Origin of the sequence: Streptomyces sp. NPDC002886 (assembly GCF_042888445.1) — a bacterium.
Taxonomy (GTDB): domain Bacteria; phylum Actinomycetota; class Actinomycetes; order Streptomycetales; family Streptomycetaceae; genus Streptomyces.
In genome coordinates this window covers 1,073,226-1,093,015 of the sequence record NZ_JBIAPV010000001.1, presented here as the reverse complement: position 1 = coordinate 1,093,015, position 19,790 = coordinate 1,073,226, and the positions used below count along the sequence as shown (strand labels likewise).

Below are 19,790 nucleotides of genomic sequence, written 5' to 3'. Positions count from 1 at the left end.
TCAGACGGGCAGGACGTTGATGGCGTGGTCCTCGGTGGCCCACAGGTACTGCACGGCGTACGCGCGCCAGGGCCGCCAGTGCGCCGCGCGGGCGGTCAGCGCCGCGGGCGTGGAGGGCAGGCCGAGCGCCTTCGCGGCCCGCCGGATGCCCAGGTCGGCCGGGATGAAGGCGTCGGGGTCGCCCAGGGCCCGCATCGCGATGATCTCGGTGGTCCACGGCCCGAAGCCCGGCAGCGCCCCCAGCCGTGCGCGGGCCGCCTCCCAGTCGCTGTCGATCCCGAGCGGGAGCGAGCCGTCGGCCAGGGCCGAGACGAGCGTGGTGAAGGTGGTCCGCCGGCTGCGCGGCATGGCCAGGGATTCCGGGTCCATCCCGGCCAGGGCCTGCGAGGTGGGGAACAGGTGCGTCAGCCCGCCCTCGGGGTCGGGATCGGCCACCGGCTCGCCCAGGGCGCGCACCAGGCGGGCCGCGTGCGTACGGGCCGCCGCGGTCGACACCTGCTGGCCGAGGACGGCCCGTACGGCGAATTCCTCCGCGTCGACGGTGCGCGGCACCCGGCGGCCGGGAGCCTTGGCCACGAGGGGGGCCAGCAGCGGGTCGGCGCGCAGCTGCTCGTCCACGGCCTCGGGGTCCGCGTCGAGGTCCAGGAGGCGGCGGCACCGGCTGATGGCGATGGTGAGGTCGCGCAGGTCGGTGAGGGCGAGCTTGCAGCCGATGTGGTCCGGCTGCGGGGTCAGGGCGACGACACCGGTGCCGTACGGCAGCCGCAGCGTGCGGCGGTAGGCGCCGGCCCGCCACTCCTCGACCCCGGGGACGGCGGTCGCGGCGAGGTGTCCGAAGAGGTTGTCGGGGGTGAGCGGGGCGCGGAAGGGGAGCCGCAGGCTGATGGTGCCGGGCACCTGGGCGGCTCCGGCTCCGGCACCCGGGGCGGCCCCCCGGCCCGCGGCCCGCGTCCGGAGCTCGCTCGGGGCCAGGGCGAACACCTCGCGGACGGTGTCGTTGAAGGTCCGGATCGAGGAGAAGCCGGCGGCGAAGGCGATGTCGCCCATCGGGAGCCCGGAGGTCTCGATCAGCAGCCGGGCGGTCTGCGCGCGCTGCGCCCTGGCCAGGGCGAGGGGCCCGGCGCCGAGCTCGGCGTTCAGCTGGCGCTCCACCTGCCGGGAGGAGTACCCCAGCCGGGTGGCGAGCCCGGGGACGCCCTCGCGGTCGACGACGCCGTCCTGGATGAGGCGCATGGCACGGGCGACGGCGTCGGCGCGGGCGTTCCACTCGGGGGAGCCGGGCGAGGTGTCGGGCCGGCACCGCTTGCAGGCCCGGTACCCGCTCTGCTGGCAGGCGGCGGCGCTGGGCAGGAAGGTCATGTTCTCGACCTTGGGCGGTACGGCGGGGCAGCTGGGGCGGCAGTAGATCCCGGTGGTCCTGACGGCGGTGAAGAACCATCCGTCGAACCGGGCGTCCTTCGACTGGACGGCCCGTACGCAACGCTCCGTATCGGTGTACATGGCTCCCATCCTCCCGGGTGGGCCGTCCCCGGGCTGGCGGTTTTCCGACACCAAGCCTACGCGCGCTCCGCCTCTGGTCCCGCCGCCGCTTCCCCGCCGCACGGGGCCCGCCCCTTCCGCCGGAGCGGCACGAGCCGCCCCACATGCCCCGCGGGCGGCCCCCGTGCGGCGGCGTAGGCGCCCCCGGGCATGCGGAAGGGCCCCTGGCCGCCTGGGCGGCGGCCGGGGGCCCTTGCGTGCGTGCGGCGGAGGCTACGGGGCCTGGGTGGCCCTCGCCTCGCGACGGTTGTGGCGGAACGTGTTCGCGCGACGGGTCGTCGCGAACAGCGGGATGGTCGCCGCCAGAGCGATCTGCAGCGCGCAGCCGGTCTGGAGCAGCAGCCCGCCGCCCGGCGCGTCGAACGCCCACGCGGCCAGCAGACCCATCGCCGCGACGATCCAGCTCAGCATCGCCACCGCGAGGACACCCCGCGGCTTGGGGTACTCGACCCGGCTCACCATCAGCCAGGCCACGCCGACGATCGCCAGCAGGGTCGGGATGAACGGCAGCTCCAGCAGCACGATCGAGACGACCGTCAGCGCACCGAAGGGGCTCGGCATGCCCTGGAACATGCCGTCCTTCATCGCCACGCAGCTGAATCTCGCGAGGCGCAGGACGACCGCCAGCAGGACCACGATCGCCGCCAGCGCCGACATCTTCTGCACGGCGTCATCGGCGACCATGCCGTAGACGAGCACAAAGTACGCCGGAGCCAGGCCGAAGCTGATCAGGTCGGACAGGTTGTCCAGCTCCGCGCCCATCGGCGAGCTGCGCAGCTTGCGGGCCACGATGCCGTCGAAGAGGTCGAAGACCGCGGCGAGCAGCATCAGTATCACGGCGGTGGCCGCGCTGCTGCGGGCCATGCCCGACTCGCCGCTGCCGGTGAGGTGCGGGATGAGGATCCCGGTGGTGGTGAAGTACACCGCCATGAATCCGCAGGTCGCGTTGCCGAGGGTGAGGGTGTCCGCTATCGACAGCCGCAATGACAGCGGCATGTCGTCCTCGGTGGACTCCTCCTCGGCAGCCTCCGGCACCCAGCCGGTCGCCGGCGTCGCCGGGGTTTCAGGTTCAGTCACGGTCAATTCGGGTCACCCCCGCGGTGGTGGCCTGTCCGACCTCGACCGCGACCTCGACGCCCTCGGGGAGGTAGATGTCGACGCGGGAGCCGAAGCGGATCAGACCGATGCGTTCGCCCTGCTCCACCTTGGTGCCGGCCGGCAGGTACGGGACGATGCGACGGGCGACGGCGCCGGCGATCTGCACCATCTCGATGTCGCCGAGTTCGGTGTCGAAGTGCCAGACGACGCGCTCGTTGTTCTCGCTCTCCTTGTTGAACGCCGGAACGAATCCACCGGGGACGTGCTCCACGGACGTCACCGTGCCCGCGAGGGGCGCCCGGTTGACGTGGACGTTCAGGGGGCTCATGAAGATCGCGACGCGGGTGCGCCCGTCCTTCCACGGCATGATGCTCTGCACCACACCGTCGGCGGGCGAGATGACCCTGCCCTGCGTGATCTCACGCTCGGGGTCGCGGAAGAACCACAGCATGCCCGCCGCGAGCGCGGTGGTGGGCACGGCCACGGCCGCCCAGCGTCCGGACTTGCGGGCCCGGACGAGGCTGACGGCGGCGGTGGCGACGGTCGGCAGAAGCCACGGCGATGCTCCGCGCGCGAGGCGTCCACCGAGGAGGCCGACGCGAGGTGCAGAGGTTTGGCTGTGGGGCATGGATGACCTTCGTAGCGGGTGATGCCGCGCCGTAAACGGGGGGACGGGACGGCGGCTTTACTGGAATGCTATCGGTTGCGCGCAACAACTGGGCAAGCCAGAAGCCGAGTCGATGGCCCTGAGCCAGTGACTGCTAGTGACTCTTTCGCGGGAAACCACTGGATGATTTACCCCAAAAGGGACTTTCAGCCCTGGAGCCGGTACTCCTCGAGCAGGCGTCGCCCGATGATCATTTTCTGGATCTCGGCGGTACCTTCACCGATGAGCAGCATGGGCGCCTCGCGGTAGAGGCGCTCGATCTCGTACTCCTTCGAGAAGCCGTAGCCACCGTGGATACGGAACGCGTCCTCCACCACCTCCTTGCAGTACTCGGAGGCGAGGTACTTCGCCATCCCTGCTTCGAGGTCGTTTCGTTCCCCGGAGTCCTTTTTGCGTGCTGCATTGACCATCATCGCATGGGCGGCTTCGACCTTGGTAGCCATCTCGGCCAGCTTGAACTGGATCGCCTGGTGCTCGGCGATGGCCTTGCCGAAAGTGTGACGTTGCTGGGCATACGAGACACCGAGCTCGAACGCACGCTGTGCGACGCCGCAGCCACGGGCCGCCACGTTGACGCGGCCGACCTCGACCCCGTCCATCATTTGGTAAAACCCTCGGCCGGTCTCGCCGCCGAGGACCCGATTGGCCGGAATGCGCAGTCCGTCCATGATGAGCTCGGTCGTGTCGACGCCCTTGTAGCCCATCTTGTCGATCTTGCCCGGGATGGTCAGGCCGGGCCGGACCTCACCGAAGCCGGCCTCCTTCTCCACGAGGAAGGTCGTCATCGACTTGTGGGGCGCGGTGCCCTCCGGGTGTCCTTCGTCACTGCGCACCAGAACGGCCACCAGCGTGGACGTGCCGCCGTTCGTCAGCCACATCTTCTGGCCGTTCAGGACGTACTCGTCACCGTCCTTCACCGCCTTCGAGGTGATGGCCGACACATCCGAGCCGAGCCCCGGCTCGGACATCGAGAACGCGCCGCGCACCTCGCCCAGAGCCATCCGCGGGAGGAAGTACTCCCGCTGCTCCTGCGTCCCGTGCTGCTTGAGCATGTACGCCACGATGAAGTGCGTGTTGATGATGCCCGAGACGGACATCCAGCCGCGCGCGATCTCCTCGACGCACAGCGCGTAGGTGAGCAGCGACTCACCCAGGCCGCCGTACTCCTCCGGGATCATCAGGCCGAAGAGGCCGAGTTCCTTGAGGCCGTCGACGATCTGCTGCGGGTACTCGTCCCGGTGCTCCAGCTCGGTCGCGACCGGGATGATCTCCTTGTCGACGAACTCCCGGACGGTCTTGAGGATGTCCCTCTGGTCGTCCGTCAGGCCGGCGGTCTGGGCAAGTCGGCTCATGGTTCTACTTCCCCTGTTCCTTCAGCGTGGGGCGGCCGGGCTGCTCGCCGCCGCGCTCCTTGATGTACGTCTCGGTCGGGACCATCACCTTGCGCCGGAAGACGCAGACGAGGGTGCCGTCCTGCTTGTAGCCCTTGGTCTCCACGTAGACGATGCCGCGGTCGTTCTTCGACTTCGACGGGGTCTTGTCGAGGACCGTGGTCTCGCCGTAGATCGTGTCCCCGTGGAAGGTCGGCGCCACGTGCCGCAGCGACTCGATCTCCAGGTTGGCGATGGCCTTGCCGGAGACGTCCGGCACCGACATGCCCAGCAGCAGCGAGTAGATGTAGTTGCCCACGACGACGTTCTTGCCGAAGTCGGTCGTGTTCTCCGCGTAGTTGCTGTCCATGTGGAGCGGGTGGTGGTTCATGGTCAGCAGACAGAAGAGGTGGTCGTCGTACTCCGTGACCGTCTTTCCGGGCCAGTGCTTGTAGACCGCGCCGATCTCGAACTCTTCGTAGGTGCGTCCGAACTGCATGGTGCCTAGCCCTCCGGGATCTCGAACTTGGTGGTGCGCTGCATGCCGGCGGCGCGGCCCTTGCCGGAGATGACCAGCGCCATCTTGCGGCTGGCCTCGTCGATCATCTCGTCGCCGAGCATCGCCGAGCCCTTCTTGCCGCCGGCCTCGGAGGTGCACCAGTCGTACGCGTCGAGGATCAGCTCGGCGTGGTCGTAGTCCTCCTGGGAGGGGGAGAAGACCTCGTTGGCCGCGTCGACCTGGCCGGGGTGCAGCACCCACTTGCCGTCGAAGCCCAGGGCCGCCGCGCGTCCGGCGACCTCGCGGTAGCCGTCGACGTTCTTGATCTGGAGGAAGGGGCCGTCGATCGCCTGGAGGTCGTGCATGCGGGCCGCCATCAGGATCCGCATCAGGATGTAGTGGTAGGCGTCCGCGCCGTAGCCGGGCGGCTGCATGCCCACGACCAGGGACTTCATGTTGATGGAGGCCATGAAGTCGGCCGGTCCGAAGATGATGGTCTCCAGCCGCGGCGAGGCGCCGGCGATCGCGTCGACGTTCACCAGGCCCTTGGCGTTCTCGATCTGCGCCTCGATGCCGATCTTGCCGACCTCGAAGCCCATCGTCTTCTCGATCTGCGTCAGGAGGAGGTCGAGCGCCACGACCTGCTGGGCGTCCTGGACCTTCGGCAGCATGATGCAGTCGAGGTTCTGGCCGGCGCCCTCGACGACCGTGATCACGTCGCGGTACGTCCAGTGCGTGGTCCAGTCGTTGACGCGCACCACGCGGGTCTTGCCGGTCCAGTCGCCCTGGTTCAGCGCGTCCACGATCGTGTGGCGGGCGCCCTCCTTGGCGAGCGGGGCGCAGGCGTCCTCCAGGTCGAGGAAGACCTGGTCGGCCGGCAGGCCCTGGGCCTTCTCCAGGAACCGGGGGTTGGAACCCGGCACCGCGAGGCAGGAGCGGCGCGGCCGCAGCCGGTTGACCGGGGAAGGGGGCGTGGTCATGCGGGGACCTCCGTGCTTGCGGTGATGTCGGTGAAAGCGGTGTCGTCGGCGTCGCCGATCGGGTGGAGCTTGTTGGCCTTGCGGATCTCGTCGACGATTTTGCCGATGATCTCCGTGATGCCGAAGTCCTTCGGGGTGAAGACCGCCGCCACCCCGGCCTCCTTGAGCGCCACGGCGTCGGCATTCGGAATGATGCCTCCGAGGACCACGGGGATGTCACCCGCCCCCGCCGCGCGCAGGCGTTCCAGCACGTCAGGGACGAGCGCGCTGTGCGAGCCGGACAGGATGGACAGTCCCACGCAGTGCACGTCCTCGGCCAGGGCCGCCGAGGAGATCTCCTCGGGGGTGAGCCGGATGCCCTGGTAGACCACCTCGAAGCCGGCGTCGCGGGCCCGTACGGCGATCTGCTCGGCGCCGTTGGAGTGCCCGTCCAGGCCGGGCTTGCCGACCAGCAGGCGCAGCCGGCCGGAGCCCAGCTCGTCGGCCGTACGGGAGACCTTCGCGCGGACGAGGGCCATGGGGGTTCCCTCCTCGGCGGTCACGGCCACCGGGGCCGAGGAGACCCCGGTCGGCGCCCGGAACTCCCCGAACACCTCGCGCAGGGCGCTCGACCACTCGCCGGTGGTGACACCGGCGCGGGCGCACTCCAGGGTGGCTTCCATGAGGTTCTCGTCCCCGGCGGCGGCGTCCTTCAGCCGGTCCAGGGCCTGCATGACGGTGGGGAAGACGAACGGGTCGCCGCCGCCCTGCCGGTCCGAGGACTCCTGGCGCTCGGCCTTCCAGCGGCCGATGCGCTCGACGGTCTGGGCCTCCAGGGCCCCGTCCACCGTCATGATGGCGCCGTCCAGGTCCGCGGTGAGCGGGTTCTCCTCGGTCTGCTGGAAGCAGTTGACGCCGACGATCTTGTCCTGGCCGTCCTCGATCCGGGCCCGCCGCTCGGCGTGCGAGGAGACCAGCTCGCCCTTGAGGTACCCGGACTCGACGGCCGCCATCGCGCCGCCCATCTCCTGGATCCGGTCGATCTCGGCCAGGCACTCGGTCACCAGGGACTCGACCTTGGCCTCGATCACGTGCGACCCGGCGAAGATGTCCTCGTACTCCAGCAGGTCGCTCTCGTGGGCCAGGACCTGCTGGATGCGCAGCGACCACTGCTGGTCCCAGGGCCGGGGCAGGCCCAGCGCCTCGTTCCAGGCCGGCAGCTGCACGGCGCGGGCGCGGGCGTCCTTGGAGAGGGTCACCGCGAGCATCTCCAGCACGATCCGCTGGACGTTGTTCTCCGGCTGCGCCTCGGTCAGGCCCAGGGAGTTGACCTGGACCCCGTACCGGAAACGGCGCTGCTTCTCGTTCTCGATGCCGTAGCGCTCGCGGGTGACCTTGTCCCAGATGCGGCCGAAGGCGCGCATCTTGCACATCTCCTCGATGAAGCGGACGCCCGCGTTCACGAAGAAGGAGATCCGGGCGACGACCTCACCGAAGCGCTCCTCGGGCACCTGCCCCGAGTCGCGCACCGAGTCGAGCACGGCGATCGCGGTCGACATCGCGTACGAGATCTCCTGGACCGGGGTGGCCCCGGCCTCCTGGAGGTGGTACGAGCAGATGTTGATCGGGTTCCACTTCGGGATGTGGTTGACCGTGTACGCGATCATGTCCGTCGTCAGGCGGAGCGAGGGCCCGGGCGGGAAGACGTGCGTCCCGCGCGAGAGGTACTCCTTGACGATGTCGTTCTGGGTGGTGCCCTGGAGCTGGGCGATGTCCGCGCCCTGCTCCTCGGCGGCCACCTGGTAGAGCGCCAGCAGCCACATGGCGGTGGCGTTGATCGTCATCGAGGTGTTCATCTGCTCCAGGGGGATGTCCTGGAACAGCCGCCGCATGTCGCCCAGATGGGAGACCGGGACCCCGACCCGGCCGACCTCGCCGCGGGCGAGGATGTGGTCGGGGTCGTAGCCGGTCTGCGTCGGCAGGTCGAACGCGACCGACAGGCCGGTCTGGCCCTTGGCGAGGTTGCGGCGGTACAGCTCGTTGGACGCCTCGGCCGTGGAGTGGCCGGCGTACGTCCGCATGAGCCACGGACGGTCCTTCTGGCGCTCTGTCATCTCAGGCTGTCCCTTTGGCCTTTGAGGGGTCTCAGATGTTGCGGAAGCGGTTGATCGAGTCGAGGTGCGTCGCCCGCATCTCGTGGTCCCGCACGCCCAGTCCCTCTTCGGGGGCCAGGCAGAGCACGCCGACCTTGCCTTGGTGGAGGTTGCGGTGGACGTCGTAGGCGGCCTGGCCGGTCTCCTCGAGGGAGTAGACCCGCGACAGGGTGGGGTGGATCTTGCCCTTCGAGATCAGGCGGTTGGCCTCCCAGGCCTCGCGGTAGTTCGCGAAGTGCGAGCCGATGATCTTCTTCAGGGACATCCACAGGTAGCGGTTGTCGTACTCGTGCATGTAGCCCGAGGTCGAGGCGCAGGTGGTGATGGTGCCGCCCTTGCGGGTGACGTAGACGCTCGCGCCGAAGGTCTCGCGGCCCGGGTGCTCGAAGACGATGTCGATGTCCTCGCCGCCGGTGAGCTCGCGGATGCGCTTGCCGAAGCGCTTCCACTCCTTCGGGTCCTGGGTGTGCTCGTCCTTCCAGAACTTGTAGCCCTCGGCGTTGCGGTCGATGACCGCGGTGGCGCCCATCGCCCGGCAGATGTCGGCCTTCTCCGGGGAGGAGACCACGCAGATCGGATTGGCGCCGCCGGCCAGCGCGAACTGGGTGGCGTACGAGCCGAGCCCGCCGCTGGCGCCCCAGATCAGGACGTTGTCGCCCTGCTTCATGCCGGCGCCGTTGCGGGAGACCAGCTGGCGGTAGGCGGTGGAGTTGACCAGGCCGGGGGAGGCGGCCTCCTCCCAGCTGAGGTGGTCGGGCTTGGGCATCAGCTGGTTCGACTTGACCAGTGCGATCTCCGCCAGGCCGCCGAAGTTGGTCTCGAAGCCCCAGATGCGCTGCTCGGGGTCGAGCATCGTGTCGTTGTGGCCGTCCGAGGACTCCAGCTCGACCGACAGGCAGTGCGCGACGACCTCGTCGCCCGGCTTCCAGGCGTTGACGCCGGGGCCGGTGCGCAGGACGACGCCCGCGAGGTCCGAGCCGATGATGTGGTACGGCAGGTCGTGGCGCTTGGTGAGCTCCGAGAGGCGCCCGTAGCGCTCCAGGAAGCTGAAGGTGGAGACCGGCTCGAAGATCGAGGTCCACACGGAGTTGTAGTTGACCGAGGACGCCATGACGGCGACCAGGGCCTCGCCCGGGCCCAGCTCGGGGAGCGGGACCTCGTCGAGGTGCAGGGACTTGCGGGGGTCCTTCTCACGGGTGGTGAGCCCGGCGAACATCTCCGCCTCGTCCTTGTGCACGGTGATCGCGCGGTACGAGTCGGGGAGCGGCAGGGCCGCGAAGTCGGCGGCCGTCGCGGCCTGCGACTGGATCGCGTCCAGGATGTCCTTCACGGTGATGCCTCCGGCCGTGCGCTGATGAGGGTGCGCTGAGGGGATCGGGGTGCGTTGAGCCGCGGTGCGGCGTAACGGTGGTTTTCGGGGCGCCGTCGATTCGGCTGGGGTGGAGCTGCGCGTTGCCTGTGGTGGGGCGGTGCGGGGGCCTGGTGACGCAGGCATCCGGGGCGCGTTCCGTACCGAGTGGGCTGGACCGCGGGGACATCCGGACGAGATTCAACGTATGGCACCCCGTGTCACTCAGCAAGGCACCGCGTGCCAAAACTTTCTCTCATTTGCCGATTGACCTGCACGGATGAGCGATGATCGATCAGAGTTACCCGCGAGTAGGGGCAACTCGGACAAACGAAAGCGGCCGCCCCCGGAACGGGAGCGGCCGCTGTGACATGTGTCGCCCGGAGGTGTCCGGGCGCATCGGCTATTTGTTTCTGAGTGCCTCTTCGATGGTCCGCATGACCTCGTCCAGCGGGGCGTCCGTGCGGGCCACCGCCACCAGTACCTCGCCCTGCGTACGCACCGAGGCCGGCGCGGCGACGGGTTCCGGCACGGGCGCCGAGCTCAGCGTGCGCCCCGCGCCGATCCCCGAACCGAAGGTCTTGCGCACGATCGAGAAGGCGTGGTCGAGCTGCGCCTCCACGTCGCCCTGACCGCCCGCCCGCAGCCAGCGCCGCAGCACGTGGTTGTGGGCCGTGACCACCGCCGAAGCGGCGACCTCCGCCAGCAGCGGGTCGTCGTTGCCGTCGTGGTGGTCGGTCTCGTCGAAATGGGCCAGCAGGTAGCGGGTGAACAGCCGCTCGTAGCGGGCTACCGAGGCGATCTCCCGTTCCCGCAGCGCCGGCACCTCGCGGGTGAGCCGGTAGCGCTCCACCGACACCGCCGGCGAGGCGGCGTACATCTTCATGACTTCCTTGATCCCCCGGCACACCGTGTCGAGCGGGTGCTCGTGCGCCGGGGCCACGTCGAGGACGGCCTCGGCGCGGGTCAGGGTGTCGTCGTGGTCCGGGAAGATCGCCTCTTCCTTGGACCGGAAGTGCCGGAAGAAGGTCCGGCGCGCCACCCCGGCCACCGAGGCGATCTCGTCGACCGTCGTGGCCTCGTACCCCTTGTTCGCGAAGAGCTCCATGGCGGCCGCCGCGAGCTCGCGGCGCATCTTGAGCCGCTGCGCGGCCGCCTTGGTACCGGCCGGGGTCTCCGGGGCGTCGGAGACCGCGGAGGCGCGGGGTGAGGTCTTGGCGGGCTGGGACATAGAGCGAAAGTACTTCATTTGCGCGGGAGAGCGCTCCCGAGGGGGGTGGGGCGGGGATGGATGCGGGGGAGGGCCGGCACTGGGCACACAGTGCTCCTCGGGAGGGTGTGTCCGCCGTGAGGGTCCGGCGGACCCGAGCAGCCCTCCCCACGCATCCTGCTCTTGGGGCTCCTGCGCCTGCCGCGGATTACCGGCGGGGGGCGTACTCACGGAATCCGCGGCCGGTCTTCCGGCCCAGGCAGCCGGCCGCGACCAGGTGCTCCAGCAGCGGGGACGGGGCCAGGCCCGGGTCGCGGAACTCCTTGTGCAGGACCTTCTCGATGGCCAGCGACACGTCCAGGCCGACCACGTCGAGGAGCTCGAAGGGCCCCATCGGGTAGCCGCCGCCCAGCTTCATCGCCGCGTCGATGTCGTCGATGCCGGCGTAGTGCTGCTCGACCATCTTGATCGCGTTGTTGAGGTACGGGAACAGCAGCGCGTTCACGATGAAGCCCGCCCGGTCCCCGCAGTCCACCGCGTGCTTGCGCACCTGACCGCAGATGCCGCGGACCGTGGCGTGCACGTCGTCGGCGGTCAGGACGGTCCGGACCACCTCGACCAGCTTCATCGCCGGGGCCGGGTTGAAGAAGTGCATGCCGATCACGTCCTCGGGACGCGAGGTCGCACGGGCGATCGCGATCACCGGGAGCGAGGAGGTGGTGGTGGCGAGCACCGCACCGGGCTTGCAGGCCTTGTCCAGCGCCCGGAACAGCTCCTGCTTCACCTCCAGGTCCTCGGCGACGGCCTCCACGGCCAGGTCCACGTCCGAGAACGCGTCCAGTGAGCCCGCCGCCGTGATCCGGCCCACGGTGGCGGCGGCGGCCTCCGGCGTCAGCCGGCCCCGGTCCACCGCGCGGGCCAGCGACTTGCCGATCGCGGCCTTCGCCGCGTCCGCCTTCTCCTGGCTGCGGGCCGCCAGCACGACGGGGAAGCCGGCCTGCGCGAAGACCTGCGCGATACCGCTGGCCATCGTGCCCGAACCGGCCACGCCGACCGAGTTCACCGGACGGCTGGCCCGGACCAGGTCCCCGTCCGGCGGGGTCTGCAGGTCACGGATGACGACCTGGCTGCCCGGGGCCTCGTACGTGTAGAACCCGCGCCCGGCCTTCTGCCCGGTCAGGCCCGCCTCGGCGAGGTGGCCGAGGATCGGGGCGGGGGCGTGCAGCCGGTCGCCCGAGGCGCTGTACATGGCCTCCAGGACGGTCCGGGCGGTGTCCACGCCGATCAGGTCGAGCAGCGCGAGCGGGCCCATCGGCAGACCGCAGCCCAGCTTCATGGCCGCGTCGATGTCCTCGCGGGAGGCGTACCGCGACTCGTACATGGCGGCGGCCTGGTTGAGGTAGCCGAACAGCAGGCCGTCGGCGACGAAGCCGGGGCGGTCGCCGACCGCGACGGGCTGCTTGCCGAGCTCGAGGGCCAGCGCGGTGACCGCCTCGACGGCCGGCGGGGCCGTCAGGACGCTGGAGACGACCTCGACCAGCTTCATCGCCGGGACCGGGTTGAAGAAGTGCAGGCCGACCACGCGCTCCGGGCGCTGCGACTCGGCGGCCATCCGCGTCACCGACAGGGCGTTGGTGCCGGTCGCCAGGATCGCGGTGGGCCGGACGATCGCGTCGAGCTCGCGGAAGATCCGCTGCTTGAGCTCGTAGGACTCGGGGACCACCTCGATGACCAGGTCGGCGTCGGCGGCGGCGCCCAGCTCGGAGAAGGTGCGGAAGCGGGCGAGCACCGCCTCGCGCTCCTGCTCGGTGAGCTGCTCCTTGGTCACGGAGCGGGCGGTGGTCGCGGCGAGGGCCGCGGTGGCCCTGCGGGCGGCGGCCTCGCTGACGTCGATGCCGATGACCTCGCGGCCGGCCCGGGCGAGGACCTCGGCGATGCCGGAGCCCATCGTGCCGAGACCGACCACGGCGATGGTCTGCAGGGCGGGGCGGACGGGCTGGGAGGAGGGGGAGGGCTGACCGGACGTGGACGGAAGGTCCATCGCGGGACTCCAGTGGAAGAGGGTGACGACTGAGGGGGCGCGCGGAGCACGGCGCGCGCGGAGGCCGTACGGGGATCCGTGCGGTACGGGAAGCCGTGGGTACGGCAATCCGTGCGTACGGGAATCCGTGCGGATGAGCGGAAGAGCGCGCGCGGGAGCACGTGGAAAGCCGTGCGCACGGCGTGCGGAGAAGCCCGGGGCTCCCGGATGACCGGGGATCGCGGCGGAACCGGGGAACCCGGGGGAACCAGGGAACCCGGCGGCAAGGAGCCGGTGGGGCTGAAGCGGCGGAGCCCTGTCCCGGGGTCACGCCGTGAGGTGGTGCAGAAGTCGTGCAGAACCGACTGGCACGAGGTGGCTGCGTCACCAGGCCGCCCTCGTACGTGTTGTAGGGACAGTAACCCGTCCCCAACTGCTCCGCCAGAGCGCGCAGATGTGACCTGTACCGCCCAAATGTACCGATCATCGATCATCGATCAACCGGGTGTTCGAAGGCCCGGCCCCCGGGTGGTCACCCGTGTCGGGGAACCCGGCGCGGCGTCCGCCGGGGCCGCCTAGGGTGGCCGGGTGAACGACGTGTTGGAGCGTCTGCGGGCGGAAGCCGCGCGGGCACCGGAGTACGAGGCGCAGTACGCGGCGCTGCTCGCGGCGGACGCGGACGGCCTGGCGGCATCGCTGACCTCCGCGGGGCTGCCCCTGTGGGCCCGCGAGCTGGCCGCGTACCGGCTGGGGCTGGCCGGCGACCGGCGCGCCTTCGAGTCCCTGGTCCTGCTGCTCAACCACCGGGACCCGCCGCGCTGCGAGGCGGCCGCGCAGGCGCTGGCCGTCCTCGGGGACCCGCGCACCGCCCGCGCGGCGGCGGCGCTGGCCACCAACGAACTGCGCACGGCCTACGCCCTGCACCCGGTGCGGCTGCTGGCGGCGCTGCGCGCCCCGGAGTCCGCCCCGGCGCTGATCCGCACGCTGTCGCGGCTCCTCGCGCCGCACGACCCGTACTGGCGGGTGGCCCTGGCCTGCGTGGAGGGGCTGGGCGCGCTGGCGGACGAGCGGGCCCGGGAGGTCCTGACCCGGGCCCAGTCGCACCCCCGGCTGGCCGTGGCGGCCACGGCGGCCCTGCGGGGGCTGGGCGCGACCGCCTAGAGCCTGGACCGGTGGGCCTCAGCCGGCGAAGCCGGTCTTGAACCCGGTCCCGAAACCGGCCCGGGAGCCGGTCCGGAAACCGGACTCGGACTCGTCGGCGGCGGAACCGGTCCCGCTCCCGCGCCCGGTCCGCTCGGGCAGGACCGCGAAGGCCTCGATCTCCATCAGCAGTTCGGGCCGGAACAGCGCCGCCACCTGGACCGCCGAGGAGGCCGGGAGGCGGTCCGGGGCGATCACCTCGTCGCGGGCCTCCCGTACGGCCGGGAGGTGGGCGATGTCCGTGACGAAGTACGTCAGCTTCACCACGTCCTCGAAGCCGGCCCCGGCCGCGGCCAGGCACCGCCGCAGGTTCTCGAACACCTGCCGGGCCTGGGCGGCGGGATCGCCCTCCCCGACCAGCTCGCCCTTCTCGTCGAAGGCGCACTGCCCGGACACGGCGACGAACCGCCCGGTGCCCCAGACGACGTGGCTGTAGCCGGCGCCCGGGGCGACGCCCTCGGGCGCGGCGATGCGGGTGAGGTGGTTGTCCTGTGAGGTGGTCATGGGCACGATCTTGCCCGCCGTACGTCAGCCCCGGAAGCCCAGCAGGCCGTGGAGCGCCGCGCCGCCCGCCGAGGGCGGGACCGCGCGGGTCGCCGGGATGGGGGTGGGGGCGGGCGGTGCGGGGCAGACGGCGTCCGCGGCCTTGCCCGTCAGCAGGTACGAAGCCAGCTTCTCGTCGAGGCACTTGTTGCCGCTCAGGGCGACTCCGTGGTTGCCGCCGCCCTCCTCGACCACCAGCGCCGAGCCCGCGAGCTTGCGCCGCATGCTCACCGCACCCTCGTACGGGGTCGCCGCGTCCTCGGTCGCCTGGAAGAGGAGCGCCTGCGGGAGCGCCGAGTTGGTGACGTCCGGGGCCTCGAGCGGCTCGCCCGGCCAGAACGCGCACGGGGCGTTGTACCAGGCGTTGTTCCAGGTCATGAAGGGTGCCTTGGCGTGCGTGCGCCACATGTCGGCCCGCCACTGGTTCCAGTCCCTGGGCCAGGCCGAGTCCCGGCACTGCACGGCCGTGTACACGCTGTAGCTGTTGCCCGCCGAGGGCTCCACCGCACCGAACTTCTCGTACGCGGAGACCAGCGGCTTCGGGTCTCCCTCCACCGCGTACGCGGCGAAGGCCGTCGCGAGGTGGGGCCAGTAGCCGTTGAAGTAGCCGCCCGGCATGAAGGTGTCCTCCAGCTCCGCCGGGCCCACCTTCCCGCCCGCCGGCGCGGTGCGCAGCACGGTCCGCATCTCGTACCAGCGGGCCTCGACGGCGGCCGGGTCGGTGCCGAGGTGGTACGTGGAGTCGTACCGGGCCACCCAGGCCAGGAAGGCCTTGTGGCGGGAGTCGAAGGCCTGGTCCTGGGCGAGGTTGTCCTCGTACCAGACCCCGGCCGGGTCGACGACGGAGTCCAGGACCAGGCGGTGCACGCGGTCGGGGTGGAGCTTGGCGTACACCGCGCCCAGGTAGGTGCCGTAGGAGTAGCCGAAGTAGCTCAGCTTGTCCGCGCGCAGGGCGGTGCGCAGGACTTCGAGGTCGCGGGCCGCCGAGACCGTGCCGATGTACGGGAGGACGTCGGCGTGCTTGGTCTGGCAGGACTCGGCGAAGGACTTCACCCGCTCCAGGTTGGCCCGCTCGGTCTCCTCGTCCAGCGGTACGGAGTCGGGCCGTACGGGGGTGAAGTGGCCGGCGCCGCAGTCCAGGGCGGGCTCGCTCTTGCCGACGCCGCGGGGGTCGAAGCCGATCACGTCGTACTGGGCCGCGACGTCCTTGGGCAGCGCGGAGGCGATGAAACCGGCCAGCGTGCGACCGCTGCCGCCGGGCCCGCCGGGGTTGACCAGCAGCGGGCCCTGGGAGCGGGCGGCCGTGTGGGGGACCCGGGTCAGGGCCAGGGAGATCTGCCGGCCCGCCGGGTTCTCGTGGTCGAGGGGGACCTTGAGGGAGGCGCACTGGAGCGTCGGGTAGCGGGAGGTCGCGCAGTCGGACCACTTCAGGGCTCCGGTGACCGGGGCCGCCGCCGGTGCCGCCGCCGGGGCCGCGGCCGTGACCGGGCTCGCCAGGGCGGCGGCGATGGTGGACACCGCGAGCAGGACGGCGGCGCGCCGCAGGGCGGGACCGGGCTTGCTTGTCTTGGGGCGCAGCATCGGGTGCAGCATGGGGCCTCCCAGCCGAGGGTTCTGGGCGGAATCGTCCCGGAACCTGCGCCCGAAAGGGGGGATTGTGGGCCCCGATTGGCCCGATGTGATGACCCTTCAGTCGATCGTACGGTCCTACGGGCGCTCAGAGCAGGCTGAGCTGGGTCGGCCCGGGCGCGGGCGCGGAGCCTTCCGGCCGCTCCGGTACGACGATCCGCCGGGCCGGTCCGCGGCCGCCGGGGCCGATGTCGAATTCGGCGGCGAGCTCGTGGACTTGGCGGGTGATCATCCGCTGGTACCAGGTCGGCGCGTACGAGCCGCCCGCGTACATCCGCTCGTACCGCTCCACCAGGTGGGGGTGGTGCTCGCCCAGCCAGGCCGCGAACCACTCGCGCGCGCCGGGGCGCAGATGGAGTACGAGGGGTGTCACGGAGGTCGCGCCCGACTCGGCGACGGCCCGGACGGTGGCCCGCAGCTGTTCCGGGGAGTCACCCAGGAAGGGGATCACGGGGGCCATCAGCACCCCGCACTCGATGCCGGCGTCGGTGAGGGTGCGGACGGCCTGCAGCCGGGCGGCGGGGGAGGGGGTGCCGGGTTCGACCGTGCGCCACAGGGCGGTGTCGGTGAAGCCGACGGAGACGGAGATCCCGACGTCGGCGACCGCGGCGGCCTCCTGGATGAGGGGGAGGTCGCGCAGGATCAGCGTGCCCTTGGTGAGGATGGAGAAGGGGTTGGCCCGCTCCCGCAGCGCCTCGATGATCCCGGGCATGAGGCGGTAGCGGCCTTCGGCGCGCTGGTAGCAGTCCACGTTGGTGCCCATCGCGATGTGCGCGCCGCTCCAGCCGGGGGCGGCGAGCTCGCGGCGCAGCAGCTCGGGGGCGTTGGTCTTGACGACGATCTGGGAGTCGAAGCCGATCCCGGTGTCGAGGTCGAGGTAGCCGTGCGTCTTGCGCGCGAAGCAGTACACGCAGGCGTGACTGCATCCCCGGTACGGGTTCACGGTCCACTCGAACGGCATCCGGGAGGCGCCGGGGACCCGGTTGACGATCGAGCGGGCCCGGACCTCGTGGAAGGTGATCCCGCGGAACTCGGGGGTGTCGACGGTGCGGGTCACGACGGAGTCGGCGCCGAAGAGCGCGGCCGGGCCCGTGGGGCCCGCGGTCAGGTTGTCCCAGCGCATGGTGCGCCTCCCTCGGTAGCTCGGCTCCGAGAATAGAACAAGTGTTCCCATGATCGTGCGGAGCGGATATCCCTTTGAGCTCGCAGGGTCGGCGTGAGAGGTTCGCCGGATGGCGAGAATGGGGATTGTGGTGTGCCTCCCGGGCGAGGATCGGAGCAGGCTCGAAGAGGCGCTGGGCGAGGCGATGGCCCCGTTCCGGCGGGAACGTGACCGGGCTGAGGAGCTCGAGATCTGGGACGGGTGGTACATCCGGGGTGGCCTCGACGGAGGAGGCTTCGAGCTGCTGCCGGGCTACGCGGACGACCCACGGCTCGTGCACGAGGGCCCGGGGCCCAGCCTGCCCGGCCGGTGCGCCGGCGGTCCGCGGGAGGCGATGGCCCTCGCCGAGATCCGGGCCGAGGGGGCCGCCCAGGCCGGGGCGGCCTGGGACCTGTGGCAGGAGCTGGTTCCGCTCCACCCGCCGTTCGTGCCGGAGCGCCCGGGGCGACTCTGGTCGAACCCCGAGGAGTACCGGACCGAGCTGCGGGCGCGGGCGGAAGCCCGGGTCGCCTTCGACGCCCAGCCGCTGGTCCTCGCCTATCGCGAGGGCGTGGCGGCCCTGCAGGCCGCGCACCGGGGCCACGACCTCACCGGCATCCTCCACGGAGGCTCCGTGCACTCCGTCTCGCACCTCGGGAAGCGGGAGTTCGTGGACGAGGAGACAGCGTGCCTGCCCTACTTCCCCTACGTACTCACCCTCGACGGCTGGTGGTGCGGAGAGGACGGTCCCGTCCACGGCGCTTGCGACGGCCCGGCGTCCTGTCCGCACCCCGCGCCGACCGTGGAGCCGCACCGGTACGGCGCCGCGCGCTACCTGGAGGCCCTGCCCGGAGACACCCTCCTCGTCCGCGTGCGCTGCCACCTCTGACCCGGATTTGGGCGGCCGGGCCGGAGGTGGTTGGCTTCGCGGTGACGAGCGAACACAACTGCTGGAGGAACGCCATGGCGCAGGTCGAGGCCACCACGGAACGCATCATCGGGGCGGACGCGGAGACCGTGTTCGACGCGCTGGCCGACTACACCGGGACCCGGGGCAAGGTGCTGCCCGAGCACTTCAGCGAGTACGAGGTGCTCGAGGGCGGCGACGGCGAGGGCACCCTCGTCCACTGGAAGCTCCAGGCCACGAGCAAGCGGGTCCGCGACTGCCTGCTGGAGGTCACCGAGCCCACCGACGGCCAGCTCGTGGAGAAGGACCGCAACTCCACCATGGTCACCACCTGGACCGTCACCCCGGCGGGCGAGGGCAAGTCCAAGGCCGTCGTCACCACCGTGTGGAACGGCGCGGGCGGCATCGGCGGCTTCTTCGAGCGCACCTTCGCGCCCAAGGGTCTGGCACGCATCTACGACACCCTCCTCGCGAACCTGGCGGCCGAAGTCAAGGGCTGAGCAAGGCCGTTGCCGGTGAGGCCGGGGACCGGGCCTCACCGGATCGGGTGAAATGAGCCCGCCCGGGGCCACGCCCCCCGGCCCGGCGCGCCCGGGGGGCGTGGCCCCGAGGTCCGGCGGGGGCGGAGAGCTAGGGTGGATCCCTGAGCGCTACCGACCGCCCGGGGGGCCCGATGAAGATCCTCATCTCCGCCGACATGGAAGGCGCCACCGGCGTCACCTGGCCCGCCGACGTGCTGCCCGGGACCCCGCAGTGGGAACGCTGCCGGAGCCTGTTCACCTCCGACGTGAACGCCGCCGTCCTCGGGTTCTACGACGCCGGCGCCGACGAGGTCCTCGTGAACGAGGCCCACTGGACCATGCGCAACCTGCTGCTGGAGAAGCTCGACGCCCGCGTCGAGATGCTGACCGGCCGCCACAAGTCCCTCTCCATGGTCGAGGGCGTCCAGCACGGCGACGTCGACGGCATCGCCTTCGTCGGCTACCACACGGGCGCCGGAACCGAGGGCGTGCTCGCCCACACCTACCTCGCCAACTCCATCACCGGGGTCTGGGTCAACGGGACCCGCGCCAGCGAGGGCCTGCTCAACGCGCACGTGGTCGCCGAGTACGGGGTCCCCGTCGTCCTGGTCACCGGAGACGACCTGACCTGCGCCGACGCCGCCGGATACGCCCCGGACGCGGTGACGGTCGCCGTCAAGGACCACGTCTCGCGCTACGCCGCCGTCTGCCGCACCCCGGCCCGTACGGCCGCCGACATCCGGGCCGCCGCCAAGGAGGCCGCGGCCCTCGCCGTCCGGTACGAACCGGTGCCGGGCGGGCCGTTCGCGGTGGAGGTCGAGTTCGACGCCGAGCACCTGGCGATGGCCGCCACGGTGGTGCCCGGAGTCGAGCGGTCGGGTGAGCGTAGGGTCGCGTACGGCAGCGGGACGATGTACGAGGGGATCCGGACCTTCAAGGCGGTCACCACGATCGTCTCGGCAGCGGTGGAGGAGCAGTATGGCTGA

At 71.2% G+C, this 19,790-nt stretch carries 16 protein-coding genes and 1 pseudogene; 4 read left to right on the top strand and 13 right to left on the bottom strand.

What is annotated here, in order from left to right; translation table 11 throughout:
- The 10 genes from ACFYYB_RS04955 to ACFYYB_RS04910 all read right to left on the bottom strand — a co-directional run bounded on the left by ACFYYB_RS04955 (window position 1) and on the right by ACFYYB_RS04910 (window position 12,884).
- Entirely contained in the window at window positions 1-1,500 is a 1,500-nt protein-coding gene (locus ACFYYB_RS04955; RefSeq protein ID WP_389433222.1) for an AlkA N-terminal domain-containing protein, read from the bottom strand.
- Between the two features lie 252 nt (window positions 1,501-1,752).
- Window positions 1,753-2,535: a CDP-diacylglycerol--serine O-phosphatidyltransferase gene (gene pssA / locus ACFYYB_RS04950; protein WP_266912559.1), complete on the bottom strand. Its 783-nt coding sequence runs from the start codon at window positions 2,533-2,535 to the stop codon at window positions 1,753-1,755.
- A gap of 73 nt (window positions 2,536-2,608) precedes the next feature.
- Complete coding sequence (locus ACFYYB_RS04945; RefSeq protein ID WP_266885018.1) at window positions 2,609-3,265, bottom strand: phosphatidylserine decarboxylase; 657 nt, start codon at window positions 3,263-3,265, stop codon at window positions 2,609-2,611.
- Window positions 3,266-3,450: 185 nt separating this feature from the next.
- Complete coding sequence (locus ACFYYB_RS04940; RefSeq protein WP_327303412.1) at window positions 3,451-4,656, bottom strand: acyl-CoA dehydrogenase family protein; 1,206 nt, start codon at window positions 4,654-4,656, stop codon at window positions 3,451-3,453.
- A gap of 4 nt (window positions 4,657-4,660) precedes the next feature.
- Window positions 4,661-5,173 (bottom strand): MaoC family dehydratase, encoded by a 513-nt coding sequence (locus ACFYYB_RS04935; protein WP_053681718.1) that lies wholly within the window; start codon window positions 5,171-5,173, stop codon window positions 4,661-4,663.
- Window positions 5,174-5,178: 5 nt separating this feature from the next.
- Window positions 5,179-6,153 carry an HpcH/HpaI aldolase/citrate lyase family protein gene (locus ACFYYB_RS04930; RefSeq protein ID WP_389433221.1) on the bottom strand — a complete coding sequence of 325 codons (975 nt, stop codon included), beginning with the start codon at window positions 6,151-6,153 and terminating at the stop codon, window positions 5,179-5,181.
- Window positions 6,150-8,246 (bottom strand): protein meaA, encoded by a 2,097-nt coding sequence (locus ACFYYB_RS04925; protein WP_389433220.1) that lies wholly within the window; start codon window positions 8,244-8,246, stop codon window positions 6,150-6,152. Before ACFYYB_RS04925 ends, ACFYYB_RS04930 begins: the two co-directional genes overlap by 4 nt.
- Before the next feature lie 31 nt (window positions 8,247-8,277).
- Entirely contained in the window at window positions 8,278-9,615 is a 1,338-nt protein-coding gene (gene ccrA / locus ACFYYB_RS04920) for a crotonyl-CoA carboxylase/reductase (RefSeq protein WP_389433219.1), read from the bottom strand.
- 421 nt (window positions 9,616-10,036) lie between these two features.
- A complete protein-coding gene (locus tag ACFYYB_RS04915; RefSeq protein WP_327303409.1) occupies window positions 10,037-10,864 on the bottom strand; it encodes a TetR family transcriptional regulator in 828 nt (275 codons plus the stop codon).
- Between the two features lie 187 nt (window positions 10,865-11,051).
- A complete protein-coding gene (locus ACFYYB_RS04910) occupies window positions 11,052-12,884 on the bottom strand; it encodes a 3-hydroxyacyl-CoA dehydrogenase family protein (RefSeq protein WP_389433218.1) in 1,833 nt (610 codons plus the stop codon).
- Window positions 12,885-13,451: 567 nt separating this feature from the next.
- On the opposite strand from ACFYYB_RS04910, the gene ACFYYB_RS04905 reads away from it, so the two are divergent.
- Complete coding sequence (locus ACFYYB_RS04905) at window positions 13,452-14,024, top strand: HEAT repeat domain-containing protein (protein ID WP_389433217.1); 573 nt, start codon at window positions 13,452-13,454, stop codon at window positions 14,022-14,024.
- Window positions 14,025-14,156: 132 nt separating this feature from the next.
- Here the strand turns inward: ACFYYB_RS04905 and ACFYYB_RS04900 are convergent.
- The 3 genes and pseudogenes from ACFYYB_RS04900 to ACFYYB_RS04890 all read right to left on the bottom strand — a co-directional run.
- A pseudogene (locus ACFYYB_RS04900) lies at window positions 14,157-14,567 on the bottom strand (RidA family protein); the annotation flags it as partial.
- A gap of 24 nt (window positions 14,568-14,591) precedes the next feature.
- Window positions 14,592-16,199 (bottom strand): alpha/beta hydrolase, encoded by a 1,608-nt coding sequence (locus tag ACFYYB_RS04895; protein ID WP_389433216.1) that lies wholly within the window; start codon window positions 16,197-16,199, stop codon window positions 14,592-14,594.
- 124 nt (window positions 16,200-16,323) lie between these two features.
- Entirely contained in the window at window positions 16,324-17,358 is a 1,035-nt protein-coding gene (locus ACFYYB_RS04890) for an Rv2578c family radical SAM protein (protein WP_389433215.1), read from the bottom strand.
- Between the two features lie 118 nt (window positions 17,359-17,476).
- Between ACFYYB_RS04890 and ACFYYB_RS04885 the strand changes: the two genes are divergently transcribed.
- The 3 genes from ACFYYB_RS04885 to ACFYYB_RS04875 all read left to right on the top strand — a co-directional run bounded on the left by ACFYYB_RS04885 (window position 17,477) and on the right by ACFYYB_RS04875 (window position 19,790).
- Window positions 17,477-18,265, top strand: coding sequence for a hypothetical protein (locus ACFYYB_RS04885; RefSeq protein WP_389433214.1), 789 nt, complete (start codon window positions 17,477-17,479; stop codon window positions 18,263-18,265).
- A 74-nt stretch (window positions 18,266-18,339) separates the two neighbouring features.
- On the top strand, window positions 18,340-18,783 hold the full coding sequence (locus ACFYYB_RS04880; RefSeq protein ID WP_389433213.1) for an SRPBCC family protein: 444 nt from the start codon (window positions 18,340-18,342) through the stop codon (window positions 18,781-18,783).
- 173 nt (window positions 18,784-18,956) lie between these two features.
- Window positions 18,957-19,790, top strand: coding sequence for a M55 family metallopeptidase (locus ACFYYB_RS04875; RefSeq protein WP_389433212.1), 834 nt, complete (start codon window positions 18,957-18,959; stop codon window positions 19,788-19,790).